The organism is Acetobacter sp., from assembly GCF_047723915.1.
Taxonomy (GTDB): Bacteria; Pseudomonadota; Alphaproteobacteria; order Acetobacterales; family Acetobacteraceae; genus Acetobacter.
Map to the genome: position 1 here is coordinate 67,500 of NZ_JBDOBQ010000014.1, position 13,367 is coordinate 80,866.

The following is a 13,367-nucleotide window of genomic DNA, read 5'->3' on the forward strand; positions in this document are numbered from 1 at the left end:
GGCTGAACTGTGGGGCAGGTCGGCAAAGGGCTCTTGCATGGGGCCGGGGCATGGCCCATCTTTGCACAATGGCGGCTTCACAGACAGTATCCTCTACCCTTGCGCGCGGCAGGAAACGCGCATCCCTGAGCGAGCGGGCCGCAAGCCTGCCCGCCGTGACGTTCGTGCCCGAACGCCAGGCCCCGCGCCCGCGCCTGCGCAGGATGGAGGTCGTGTCGGAATACGAACCGGCGGGCGACCAGCCGCAGGCCATAGCCGAACTGGTCAAGGGCGTGGAAGAGGGCGAACGCGACCAGGTGCTGCTGGGCGTGACCGGGTCGGGCAAGACCTTCACCATGGCCAAGATTATCGAGGCCACCCAGAAACCGACCCTGATCCTGGCCCCCAACAAGACGCTGGCCGCCCAGCTTTACGGGGAGATGAAACAGTTTTTCCCCAATAACGCGGTCGAATATTTTGTCAGCTATTACGACTATTACCAGCCCGAGGCCTATGTGCCGCGTTCGGACACGTATATCGAAAAAGACAGCCAGATCAACGAACAGATCGACCGCATGCGCCATGCGGCAACACAGGCGCTGCTTGAACGCAACGATGTGATTATCGTCGCTTCGGTCTCGTGCATTTACGGTATCGGCTCGGTCGAGACCTATTCGCGCATGGTGGTCAAGCTGGAACTGGGGGGCGAGATCGACCGCGACAAGCTGGTCAAGAGTCTGGTCGAACTGCAGTACCGCCGTAACGACGCGGCTTTCGCGCGCGGGGCTTTTCGTGTGCGGGGCGAGAGCGTGGATATTTTCCCCGTCCAGAACGAGGACAGGGCATGGCGTATCTCCCTGTTCGGGGATGAGGTGGACGGGATTATCGAATTCGATCCGCTGACGGGCGAAAAAACGGCTGACCTGCAGGAGGTCACCATTTACGCCAACAGCCATTACGTGACCCCGCGCCCGACGCTGAACCAGGCCAATACGGGTATCAAGCATGAACTGCGCGAACGCCTGGCCGAGTTCACAAAGGCGGGCAAACTGCTGGAGGCCGAACGGCTGGACCAGCGCACGACTTTCGACCTTGAAATGCTTGAGACAACGGGCGTGTGCAAGGGTATCGAAAATTACTCGCGCTATCTGTCTGGCCGCAAGCCGGGCGACCCGCCGCCGACCCTGTTCGAATACCTGCCCGAAGATGCATTGCTGATCGTGGATGAAAGTCACGTGACCGTGCCCCAGATCGGCGGCATGGAACGCGGAGACAACGCGCGCAAGTCCATCCTGTCGGAATTCGGCTTTCGCCTGCCCTCCTGCCTGGATAACCGGCCGCTCAATTTTGCCGAATGGGACAAGTTCCGCCCGCAGAGCATTTTTGTTTCGGCCACCCCCGGCCCGTGGGAAATGGAGCGCACGGCAGGCGTTTTCGCCGAACAGGTGATCCGGCCCACGGGCCTGATCGATCCCGTGACCGATATCCGCCCGGTCGAACACCAGGTGGACGATCTTCTGGCCGAATGCCGTACCACCATTGCCAAGGGCGGGAGGGTGCTGGTCACGACACTGACCAAGCGCATGGCCGAGGACCTGACCGACTACATGAACGAGGCCGGGATCAGGGTGCGGTACCTGCATTCCGATGTGGATACGCTGGAGCGGATCGAAATCATCCGCGACCTGCGGATCGGCGCGTTCGATGTGCTGATCGGCATCAACCTCCTGCGCGAAGGGCTGGATATTCCCGAATGTTCGCTGGTGGCCATACTGGATGCCGACAAGGAAGGTTTTCTGCGGTCACGCACATCCCTGATCCAGACCATAGGGCGCGCGGCCCGTAACGTTGATGGTCGGGTGCTGCTCTATGCCGATAAAATGACGGATTCCCTGTCCTACGCGGTGGAGGAAACAGCCCGCCGCCGCGAAAAGCAGACCGAATGGAACACGGCGCACGGCATTACCCCCCACAGCGTGCGCAAGCAGATTGGCGATATCGTCAGCTCCGTTTTCGAGCAGGATTACGTGACGGTCGCACCTGACAGGGATACGGGTGTGAGCGAATTTGTCGGCAAGGATCTGGGGGCGGCCATTGCCGGGCTGGAAAAGCGCATGCGTGAGGCGGCGGCCGAACTGGAGTTCGAAACAGCGGGCCGCCTGCGTGACGAAATCAAGCGGCTGGAGGCCCTGCAACTGGGGATCGACCCGCCACCACCCGCCCCGAGCGCGCAAAAGCCCGGCACGCGCCGGGGCGGCAAGCAGCAGGTGCCGCGCCCGCTGGGGCCGGGTGGGGGCGGCTACGAACCCAAAGCCAGAGGGGGCAAGACCGGTGGAGGAAAAATCGGTGGGGGCAAGGGCCGGGGGCGCGGTCGGGCGTAGCAGCGGCGCAGGCGCGTGGGGCTTGTCTCATGCACGCAACCCTCCTACCGTCAGGGGACAGGGGGTGTTGTTCGCCTTCTTGGAGTTTCCGGGTAGTTTGAAGATATGAGCGTATCAGATACCACCATCCAGCCGGATTACGACGCGCTGTCCCGGGCACCTGTCTGTTCCGATCCTTTCGAGCATGTGCTGGTTCCCAATTTCATCCGCCGGGCCGATCTGCAGCGTCTTTTCGCCAGCCTGCCGCATATTCCCTCCGGCGGGTCCTTTCCGCCGTCCTCCCTGTCCCTGTCGCCGCTGGTGCAGTCCCTGGTGCGGGAAATGGAAGGGCCGACACTGCGGCGCCTGATCGGCGAAAAGCTCGATCTCGATCTGTCCGACGCGCCCAGCATGCTGACCATGCGTGGCCGCACGCGTGAAAAGGACGGGCGTATCCATACGGACTCGCTGGCCAAGCGGGTGACGATCCTTTTGTACCTCAACCCGTCGGCGGAAAACTGGACCCGGCAGGAGGGGTGCCTGCGCCTGCTGCGTGGCCCGCACGATATCGAGGACTACGCGCGTGAGGTGCCGCCTGTGGATGGCACGTTGCTGATCTTCCCTAACGGTCCTGCCACATGGCATGGGCACCGGCAGTTTGTCGGGCAGCGCTATACCATCCAGCTCAATTACATGACGCGTGACGCCATGGCCCGGTCCGAACTGCGCCGGCACCGCCTGTCCGCGCTGGCCAAGACATTGGCGCTGCCCGGGCTGAAGGGGTAGCCTCCGACCCGGGCCGGAATTTTCACCAGAAAACAGGAACACTGCTTATGATCTGTACTGCCGTAACGACCCGTCGCAAACGGTTGGTTCTGCTTGGCGTGGCCATGGCAGCCATGACCGTCGCAACGGGGGGTGGTGCAATCTGGTCCGCAGCTCCCGCGCAGGCGCAGGAGATGGAACACGACATGGGGCCGGGCATGCCCTCCGCCCTTGTGCCCGCGGTGCTGAGCAGTGCGCAGGTGGTGCGCGCCACCCTGCCCAACGGGCTGAAAGTGGTGATCGTGCCTGACCGACTGGCCCCGGTCGTAACCACCGAAATCAATTATCTTGTGGGCTCGGCGGAAACGCCGGAGGGTTTTCCCGGCACGGCGCATGCGCTGGAACACATGATGTTCCGTGGCAGCGCGGGGCTGGACAAGGACCAGCTTGCGGCCATCGGCACGCGGCTGGGCGGCAGCTACAATGCCGACACGACAGAGGACGTCACCCAGTATTTCTATACGGCGCAGGCCCGCGACCTGCCGGTGCTGCTGAAAATAGAAGCCCTGCGCATGAACGGGCTGACCCTGTCGGAAGAGGACTGGAACAAGGAGCGCGGCGCGATCGAGCAGGAAGTCTCACGCGATCTTTCAAGCCCGGCCTATCTGTATCTGTCGCAGTTGCAGGCCATTCTGTTCGCAAACACGCCCTATGCCCATGACGCACTTGGCACGCGCCCGTCCTTTGACAAGACAAAGGCCGCCGACCTGCGCGCTTTTTACGAAAAATGGTATGCGCCCAACAATGCCGTTCTGGTCATTGTGGGTGACATCAACCCCGTAACCGCCCTGCAACTGGTGCAGGATACATTCGGGCCGATCCCGCGCAAGACCCTGCCGCCCCGCACGCCGGTCAAGCCTGCGCTCCCCCCCGCGAAAACCCTTGCGCTGGCGACCGACTACCCCGTGGGTTTTGCAACGCTTGCGTACCCCCTGCCTGGCTCTTCCGCCACGGATTTCGCGGTGGCGGATATTCTCTCCGATGTTCTGGGCAGCCAGCGTGGCGCCCTGTATGACCTCGTGCCCCAGGGCAAGGCGCTATTTGCCGGATTCGAGTTCGCACCCAAGAAAGAGGCGGGCTTTGGCCTGGCTCTTGCCGCCTTCCCCAAGGGGGGGGATGCAACGCGCACCATGAACGATTTGCGCGGGGTTATGGAGACAATCCGCAGGCAGGGTGTTCCCGCCGATCTGGTGGAAGCCGCCAAACGGCGCGAGATCGCCCAGCTTCAGTTCGCGGCCAATTCGGTCAGCGGTCTGGCGTCCATCTGGTCCAATGCGCTGGCCTTCCAGGGGCTGGATTCGCCGGGTGACCTTGTGGCCGCCTACCAGGCCGTAACGCCCGAGGCCGTGAACAGGCTTGCGGCCCGGCTGCTGGACCCGGCCCATGCCGTGTCCGCCGTGCTGAGCCCCGAAAGCTCGGGGCAGGCTGTCGCGGGCTCCGGCTTTGGCGGGGCGGAATCCTTTGCCTCGGCGCCGGACAAGCCGGTCAAACTGCCCGCCTGGGCGGAAAAAGCTCTGGTCCAGCTTGAAAAACCCCAGCCGACACCCCTGCCTTCGGTTGCGACCCTGCCCAATGGTCTGACGCTGATCGTCTGGCCGTCGCATGTCAGCCACACGATCCAGCTTTCCGGCCAGATCAGGCAGGCTCCGTCCCTGCAGGAACCCGCCGGGCGCGAAGGGGTTCAGGACATTACCGAGGCCCTGTTCTCCTACGGCACCACAACGCATGACCGGCTGGCGTTCCAGAAAGCCCTGGACGATATTCCGGCCTGGGAGGACGCGGGAGGGTCCTTCTCGCTGCGGGTGCTGACACCCGATTTTGAAAAAGGCGTTGCACTGCTGGCTGAAAATGAACTGCATCCCGCCTTCCCCGAAAAGGACTTTACGGTGGTGCGCATGCAGACCGCGCAGTCTCAGGCGGGGGAACTGGCGTCACCGGGGCATGTGTTCAACAGGGCCGTGAAAATAGCCGTTCTGCCGCCGAAAGACCCTGCCCTGCGTGAAGCCACGCCGCAAAGTATCCTTAGCGTCACGCATGATGATGTGGTGCGGTATTATCAGCATGTCTGGCGTCCCGACCTGACCACCATTGTCGTGACCGGGGACGTTACCCCCGAGAAAGCCCGCGCCGTGGTTGAAAAAGCGTTTGGCGGCTGGAAGGCGGATGGCCCCAAACCTGACGTTGACCTGCCTGCCGTGCCGCTCAGCCGCGCGTCACGCACGAACGTGCCGGACAAGAGCAGCGTGCAGGACGAGGTTATCCTTGCCGAAACGCTGGGGTTGACCCCTTCGCAGCCCGAACACTTCATGCTCCAGCTCGGGAACGAGGTTCTGGGCGGGGGGCTGTTCTCTTCCCGCCTGTATCGGGACCTGCGGGTCAAGACCGGTTATGTGTATTCGGTCGGGAGCGGGTTCGAATGGGGGCGCACGCGCGGTCTGTATACCGTGACCTTCGGGGCCGATCCGGACAAGGTCGGCAAGGCCCGTGCCGCCGTGCTGCGCGATATCAAGGCCATGCAGTCCGCTCCGCCCACGGCAGAGGAACTGTCTTTGGCCAAGGCATCGCTGTTGCGCAGTCTGCCGCTGTCGCGTGCCAGCCTGGACCGGATTGCCGCGCAATATCTGCATCTGGCCGAACTCGGGCTCCCGCTCGACAATGCCGACCGAGGCGCCTTGGCCTATTACGGCGCAAGTGGTGCCGATATCCAGAAGGCATTCCGTCAGTGGATGCGGCCTGACGATCTGGCGACAGTGGTGAAAGGCCCCGCCCCGACCTGGTAAGCTGCAAAACTGCTCCGATCTGGCGCAAAAACGTTCCGGATTATGGGAGTCTTTACCCTTTCTGTCTTATTCAGGCCGGAGTTGCAGGGGGCGCTGTAACCGTGGTGGGGCAGACCTGCCATGCCCGATCGGTCGGGCAGCGCCACGACGTGGAGCAGGCCATGACGAAAGCGACACAGACCCCACCGGCACCGGATACGGCAGAGTCCGCTCTGCGCATGCGCTCACAGCGCGACCGGCCGGCAGGGATGCCAGATCGGTTGCCAGATCGGTTGGCAGAGCGGGTGGCGGAGAAATTACCCGAGAGGGTGCCTGATGGGGTGCCCGAGAGATCGCCCGGGAGAGCGCCGGAGCGGGTGGTCCCGCCCGGTGGCCATGCCGCGCCACCTTCGGCTGTGCAGCAGCATCGGGCTGTGGCCGAACAGGTTGTTCAGGCGTTGCAGGCGCAGGCGGACGCGGCGGAACAGCAGGCGCTCAAGGAACGTCAGGACGCCATTTTTTTCGATGGACAGTGGTATCTGAACGCCTACCCTGACATACGGGCGTCCGGCATGGAGCCGGTGGAGCATTTTCTGCACTATGGCGTGCAGGAAAAAAGAAACCCGAACGCTATTTTCAACAGTCAGGCCTATCTGCGGGCAAACCCCGACGTGGCGACTTTTGTGGCCGGGCCGTTCCTGCATTATGTCTGTTTCGGCTTCCGGGAAAAACGCCCCTTGCGCTGATACGGCCAGCCACGGGCTTTTCTGTAGTCTTTTAGAAAAATATCAATATTTATCAGCGTATAGAAAAACAGGCGGAGTGTGACACAATACCACTGTGCCTGCGCCTGTCCATGCGTAAGCATAGTGCTGGCAGGGGCCTGTACCGCAATCAGTCATGGATAATATGATGGTGATCCTGACCGCCTGGAACAAGAAAGATATCAAGACCATAAGTGAATCAGGACTGTTCGATGCCGATTTTTACAGTCATGACAACACGGATGCCCAGCAGTCAGGCCTGGACCCGATCGTGCATTATGTGCTGTCCGGCGTGAAGGAAAGCCGGAACCCGAACGAGAACTTCAATACCGTTATTTATTATAATCTTTATCGCAATGTCATGGGGCAGAACGAAAACCCGTTTGCCCACTATATTCGCAACAATAACCATCTCATGTTTTTCGAAAAAGGTCTCCTGCAGGATTATTCTTATGAGACCATTACAAAACTCATAAACAGGTTCAGGGCCTATCCGTTTTTCGATCCCGATGACTATATCCGCATGAACCACGATCTGTCCGCGGCCCATATTCCACCGCTCCAGCATGCGGCTTTGTATGGCATAGCCGAAGGGCGCGAGGTTTTTTCCAAACGGTCCATTGTCCGTTTTCTGGGGCATGAATGTAAAAAAAGCATCGATTATATACCCTCAGCAGGTGGTAAGGTTGCGGATGGCCCCAAATCCATAGGGGTGTTCCACCACAGTCAGGGCAATTCCTTTATTGTTGAACTGGCGGAATGCCTGAACCGTTACCTGCGGGACAGCGGCCTGAACGCCACCGTCATGACAGAAAAAACACCGGCGGCCGACGCACCCGATCTGTGCATTTTCTGCGCGCCCCACGAGTTTTTTTTCCTCGACGGGAATGAAGTCTGGAAGCGCGACGAAATTATTCGCAAATCCATCATGTTCAACACCGAACAGCCGCAGACTGTCTGGTTTACACGGGGTATTCTCTATATTCTGATGTCAGCCGGGGTTATGGACCTGTGTTATCAGAACCTGGAATGTTTTGCCCGTTCCGGTGTGCCGGTCTTTCATTTCGACCCTCCGCTGACGGTAGCACCCTGCCAGCTTCTGGCGCAGGACAGAACGCACTCGCTGTTTCGGGTTCTTCCCAAGGAAGTGCGCAAGGAGTCGTCTCCGTTCAGGGCTTTTGCGGAGCGCAGTCTCGATGTCAGTTTTTTCGGGAATGTCTCTGCCCGGCGTGAACGCTTTTTTTCGCGGTCAGCACGGTTTTTTTCCGACTATCGGTGCTTTTTCTATTACCGCAAGGCAGACGGCCCCATTCCTTCCACCGGGGTTTACGATATTCTCTCGCGCCTGCCCCGGTTCGTTGCGGAAAACTCGAAAATTGTCCTGAATATTCATCGTGACGATCACTGCTTTTTCGAATGGCACCGCATTGTCGTGCAGAGCATGGCTTCAGGCGCGGTTGTGGTGACGGAAGACTGCTTTGCCCACCCGCTTTACAGGAACGGCGAGCATTTTCTGGCCGAGGCGCCAAGGCATATCCCCAATCTGGTCGAGTGGCTGATACACACGCCAGACGGGCAGGAAGCCGCCAGCCGGATCCAGAGCAATATATTTGCCACCCTGCAGGACCAGGCCATAGCCCGTTCGAAAATGCATGACCTGCGCTCCTATGTTGCCGATGTATGGAGTGCCGTGCAGTGAGCGTTCTCAAACCATGGGACCCCGCACCGGAGGCGGTCTTTACCCATAAGAAAAAAGCCAGAAAACCGCGCCATCTCATTACGGTCTGCGTGACCAATTTCAACTATGCCGCCCTGATAGGGGATTGCCTGGACAGTATTGCCGCCCAGACCCATTCCGATCTTGAAATTGTGGTGGTGGACGACTGTTCCACGAAAGATGATTCCGTGCAGGTCATCACGGACTGGATGGCTGCGCACACAACGCGGTTTTACAGTCTGCAATGTCTGGTGAACCGCCGCAACCAGGGGCCGTCCTTTGCGCGGAACATGGCGTTTGAGCATGCGTCGTCCGAACTCGTTTTTATTATCGATGCGGATAACCTGCTTTATCCCACGGCGCTGGAAAAACTGTATGCCGCTTTGGCAGACGGTCCGTTTCCCGCCGTTTATTCCCAGCTTGAAGAATTCGGGGACAGGCAGGGTGTGGGTCATGCCGATATCTGGGATGCCGAACGCATGCGCCGTAACAACTATGTCGATGTCATGGCCCTGATCCGCAAAGCCGCGTGGGAACAGGTCGGGGGGTTCAGTCATATCGAAAAAGGATGGGAAGATTACGATTTCTGGCTGAAATTCATAGATCACGGGCTGGAGCCGGGCTACCTGCCCGAAATCCTGTGCCGCTACAGGGTGCATGATCAGTCGCGCACGGCGACAGATGCCCTGGCCGCGCATTATGACCTGGAACTGGTTATGGAATTCCGCCACCCCGCAGCGGATGGCGCCGCTCCCGGCGGCTGACTGACCCGCGGGGCGGGTGGTGCAGGGGGCCGACCGGGCTGGTCCGATGAGGGCTGTGGAGTTTCCGGCCCGTCACGTCTGAGCCGTGGTTCGGGAGTTGTCGCACAATTTTTTGCCGTTGTTGTGCAATTTTACGCATGCAACAGCGGTTTGCTGAATTTGACCGCATGACAAGCCAGTCGGCAGGGTCTGTTTCAGAACCCGCCGACAATGCGCAGTCTGGTGCCATCGGTAAAGCGTGACAGGCGGAACGGTGCAGGGTCCACCACAGGTTTGCGCCCGGTGACGAGATCGGCCGTCAACTGTCCCGCACCGGGGCCAATGCCAAAGCCGTGGCCTGAATACCCGGTGGAAACGGTCAGCCCCGGTGTATCGGGCAGCGTGTCAATGACCGGCACGGCGTCGGGCATGACATCGATCAGTCCGGCCCAGTGTTGCAGCACGTGAATGGGCTCGGCGGCGGGGAACATGGTCTGCAACGCCGTAACGGCCCGGCGGGTCAGTCTGATATCGGGCATGGGGTCCAGCACACGGGTTTTTTCAAAAACCGTTGGCATGTCCAGCGCCCAGTGGCGGGGGGTCAGCAGTTCGATCAGGAACCGGCGGTCCAGCCGGGGGCGTACCATGTCGTGTTCGACCCTGAACGCGGGCAGATAATGCCTGGCCAGCCGGATCATGTCAGGCACGATCGGTACGCTCAGGTTCATGGTGGGGGCTATGTTGTAGCCGCCGTCGTCGCGCTGGCGATAGGCGATATCGCCCAGATAGGCGGAAGTCGGGGGCAGGCCTTCCACGGGGGCGGTACGGCAGACCGAGGACAGGATCTTCATCTGTGGCAGGTCGATGCCCATGTTCCCAAGGAACAGGCGCGACCAGGCACCCCCGGCCACGACAACCTGACTGGTTCTGATGTAGCCAAGCTCCGTCACGACGCCACAAATCCGCCCGGCCTGACGTTCGATCCCGCGTACGGCGCAATGCTGGACAATTTCGGCCCCCAGTGCGCGCGCCGCCATGGCGATTGCGGGGGCCGCACGCTGGGGTTCGGCCCGGGCATCCGCCGGGTTGTATAGCCCTGAGCGAAAGGGCGCGCGCAGGCCGGGCAGGATGTCGCGCATTTCCGCGGCGGTCACGATGCGGCTGCCGATCTGGAAGGGTTGCGCATCGCGCACGAACTGTTCGTGGCGTGCCTGATCTTCGGCGTTTCTGGCAACCGCCATTACGCCGCATACGGTAAAGCCGGTATCGAGCCCGCTGGCGGCGAACTCGTTCCAGACCCTGAAGCTTTCCATCATCAGCGGCAGTTCACGCGGGTCACGGCCGTTGCGGCGCACCCATCCCCAGTTGCGGCTCGACTGCTCCCCCGCGATATGGCCTTTTTCGCATACAACGACCGATACGCCACGCTGCGCCAGCGCGTAGGCGGTGCTAACCCCCACAATACCACCACCGATGACAACGACATCGGCACTGGGCGAAGGCCCGGTGTCAGTCAGGATTTTGGTGACTTCGGGCCCCATGTTGTCATTCCCCCTGACTATCATCCTGAATATGATCTGGATCGTGGCGGTCCGCCGGGCAGGGGCGCACCATGCCGGGCCCCCAGGATCACGCTAAAACGGAGCCGGGCCGCCTGGCAACCTGTGCGATCCCGAAATGACCGGCATGGCGGACCGGCTATGGCCGCATGTGTGGCGCATCCATATGGCTTGCACCCAAAAGCCGGATCGGCCAGCGGTTTTTTTTCGGTTCCGCTCCTGTGGCGCGGGGGCTGTGCGGCTAAAGCCGGTCCAGAGTGTGGGTGTGGCCCGTGGGGTCGCGCACCTGCAACGGACCCTGCACGTAGTCCGGCCCCAGCGGCACCTTGCCGTGCCCGCCTGGAATATCCAGCACGTATAGTGGCCAGGCCAGGCCCGTCACGCGCCCGCGCAGTCCTGCCAGCAGGCGCTGGCCTTCTTCCACCGGCACATGAAAGCGCGCGGTGCCGGGGGCGGGGTCGAGCTGGTGCAGGTAGTACGGGCGCATGCGCAGTTCCACCATGGCGCGGAACAGATCTTCAAGCGCGTGTTCGCTGTCGTTGACGCCGCGCAGCAGCACTGACTGCCCCAGCAGGGGAATACCCCGCCGTACGATCTGGCGCAGGCTGTCTCGTGCGGGGGCGGATATTTCGCGCGCGTGGTTGATATGGACCGCCATCCATACGGCCTTGTCGCTTTCCAGCGCGTCCAGCAGGGCAGGGGTAATCCGCTCGGGGGCGGCCACGGGCACACGCGTATGCAGCCTGATGGTGGTGACATGGGCCATACTGCCCAGAGCCGCCATGATGGCGTGCAGCCTGCGTGGCGAGAGCATGAGGGGGTCGCCCCCGGTTATGATCACCTCGCGGATCTGCTCATGCGTGCGCAGCCAGTCCAGCGCGGTGGCAAGGGCCGCGTCGTCCAGCACGCCGCCATCGGGGCCGACATGTTCGCGCCGGAAACAGAACCGACAGTATAACGGGCAGACCAGCAGGGGTTTGAGCAGTGCTCGGTCCGCGTAACGGTGGACAATGCCCGGCACGGGAGAAAGGGCGTCATCCCCGATCGGGTCCGTGCGTTCCTCCGCCGTGATCTCCAGTTCCTGCACGGTGGGAATGACCTGGATGCCGATCGGGTCGGTCGGGTGTTCGATCAGTGCCGCGAAGGCGGGCGGAATGGCGGTGGCGTAGTGCCGCGCGACTTCGTTCAGGCCTGCGGCCTGTTCGCGCGGGGCCAGGCCCGCCTGAAAAAGGTCTTCAGGCGTACGCAGCGTTCGGGTCGATGCAAAAGGGGGGTTGACCGCGCAAGACATGTACCGCCTCTACTCTGCCCATGTCCGCAAGTGCAACTCCTCATCCGCTCCGGGGCGGGGCTGACCCGCAGCATATCCGCGATCGCCTGCCTTATCTGCTGCGGCGCAACCTGGTGCAGCGCGCCACCCGCGCCTTTCTGGAAAGCCGGGGCTGCGTGGAAGTGGAAACGCCCTGCGCGGTGCCCACGCCGGGGGAGGAGGTGCACCTTCTCCCGTTCCGCACGATGCGCGAGACACCCGATGGCGCGCGGCAGACACTGTTTTTGCATACCAGCCCTGAATTCGCCATGAAGCGCATTGTCGCGGCCACCGGTCTTTCGGTCTTTCAGTTCGCCCGCGTGTGGCGCAATGCTGAAGGCAGCGCGCTGCATGCGCCGGAATTCACCATGCTGGAATGGTATCGCCCCGGGCTGACACTGGCAGGGCTGATGGACGAGACAGAAGCCCTGCTGCGCACTGTCCTTCCCCCCGCCCTGCATTATGGCGGGGCCCATCTGGACATAAGCGGGCCGTTCGAACGTCTGACCATGCAGGAGGCCTTTGCCCGGCATGCCGGGCTGGACCTGCTGCCGACAGAGGGCGATGCAGACCGGCTGGCCCAGGCCGCGGGCTGTGTGCTGCGCCCGGGCGAAAGCTGGGAGGACCTGTTTTTCAGGCTGCTGCTGGAACGGGTGGAACCCGCAATCGGGCGGGCGCGCCCCACGTTTCTGACGCACTGGCCCGCCAGTCAGGCCGCATTGGCCCGCAAGGACCCCGACGACCCCCGTGTCGCGTTGAGGTTCGAGCTTTATGCCGCCGGCATGGAACTGGCCAACGCGTTCGAGGAACTGACGGATGCGGCGGAACAGCGCAGCCGGTTCGTGGCGGACCGCGCGGCGCGCCACGCCCAGTACCCCGACCGGGATGACTGGCCGATGGATGAGGCACTGCTGGAGGCTCTGGCCCATATGCCGTCCTGTTCGGGCATTGCCCTGGGCTTCGACCGGCTGAGCATGCTGGCCTGTGGCACTGCCCGGATACAGGACGTCTTGTGGATCAACGACTAGTCTGCAACATTTGTCTTGATTAAGACGTTTCAATAACTGTGAGTGCTGTCACTGTTCACAGAACATCTTGCCAGGATTCGAGTCTGTCATGACACATACAAATAAAGTGCTGCTGGTAGGATTGCTCACCCTTGCGGCCTGCCAGGTCCCCACCGAAAAGCAGCGTCGCGAACTGGATTCCATGATCGGCAGACAGGCCGCCGATGTCGTCAGGACATTCGGGGTGCCCACGCGCCAGTTCGTTACCGGTAATCACGCCTTTCTGGCCTACATCACCCAGGAAACCAGCTATTCCATGCCTATGGGCGGTGGCTGGGGCTGGGG

At 61.7% G+C, this 13,367-nt stretch carries 9 protein-coding genes and 1 pseudogene; 8 read left to right on the forward strand and 2 right to left on the reverse strand.

Going from position 1 to position 13,367, the window contains the following annotated elements:
• Positions 1 to 68 precede the first annotated feature (68 nt).
• From uvrB to ABF990_RS09350, 6 genes are all read left to right on the forward strand, one after another.
• Positions 69 to 2,360: an excinuclease ABC subunit UvrB gene (gene uvrB, locus ABF990_RS09325; protein ID WP_415506566.1), complete on the forward strand. Its 2,292-nt coding sequence runs from the start codon at positions 69 to 71 to the stop codon at positions 2,358 to 2,360.
• A 105-nt stretch (positions 2,361 to 2,465) separates the two neighbouring features.
• The gene (locus tag ABF990_RS09330) at positions 2,466 to 3,125 is read left to right on the forward strand and encodes a 2OG-Fe(II) oxygenase (RefSeq protein WP_415492285.1); all 660 of its coding nucleotides are present in this window, start codon (positions 2,466 to 2,468) and stop codon (positions 3,123 to 3,125) included.
• A gap of 47 nt (positions 3,126 to 3,172) precedes the next feature.
• On the forward strand, positions 3,173 to 5,944 hold the full coding sequence (locus tag ABF990_RS09335; protein WP_415492284.1) for a M16 family metallopeptidase: 2,772 nt from the start codon (positions 3,173 to 3,175) through the stop codon (positions 5,942 to 5,944).
• 356 nt (positions 5,945 to 6,300) lie between these two features.
• Positions 6,301 to 6,669, forward strand: coding sequence for a hypothetical protein (locus ABF990_RS09340; protein ID WP_415500929.1), 369 nt, complete (start codon positions 6,301 to 6,303; stop codon positions 6,667 to 6,669).
• A 154-nt stretch (positions 6,670 to 6,823) separates the two neighbouring features.
• Positions 6,824 to 8,386 (forward strand): hypothetical protein, encoded by a 1,563-nt coding sequence (locus ABF990_RS09345; protein WP_415492282.1) that lies wholly within the window; start codon positions 6,824 to 6,826, stop codon positions 8,384 to 8,386.
• The gene (locus ABF990_RS09350) at positions 8,383 to 9,168 is read left to right on the forward strand and encodes a glycosyltransferase family 2 protein (protein ID WP_415492281.1); all 786 of its coding nucleotides are present in this window, start codon (positions 8,383 to 8,385) and stop codon (positions 9,166 to 9,168) included. The genes ABF990_RS09345 and ABF990_RS09350 overlap by 4 nt, the downstream gene beginning before the upstream one ends.
• Before the next feature lie 194 nt (positions 9,169 to 9,362).
• On the opposite strand, the gene ABF990_RS09355 is transcribed toward ABF990_RS09350, so the two are convergent.
• Entirely contained in the window at positions 9,363 to 10,688 is a 1,326-nt protein-coding gene (locus ABF990_RS09355; protein WP_415500928.1) for an NAD(P)/FAD-dependent oxidoreductase, read from the reverse strand.
• Between the two features lie 259 nt (positions 10,689 to 10,947).
• Positions 10,948 to 11,997: a lysine-2,3-aminomutase-like protein gene (locus tag ABF990_RS09360; protein WP_415492279.1), complete on the reverse strand. Its 1,050-nt coding sequence runs from the start codon at positions 11,995 to 11,997 to the stop codon at positions 10,948 to 10,950.
• A 20-nt stretch (positions 11,998 to 12,017) separates the two neighbouring features.
• Between ABF990_RS09360 and epmA the strand changes: the two genes are divergently transcribed.
• A complete protein-coding gene (gene epmA, locus ABF990_RS09365; RefSeq protein WP_415492278.1) occupies positions 12,018 to 13,043 on the forward strand; it encodes an EF-P lysine aminoacylase EpmA in 1,026 nt (341 codons plus the stop codon).
• An 88-nt stretch (positions 13,044 to 13,131) separates the two neighbouring features.
• A pseudogene (locus tag ABF990_RS09370) lies at positions 13,132 to 13,367 on the forward strand (hypothetical protein); the annotation flags it as partial.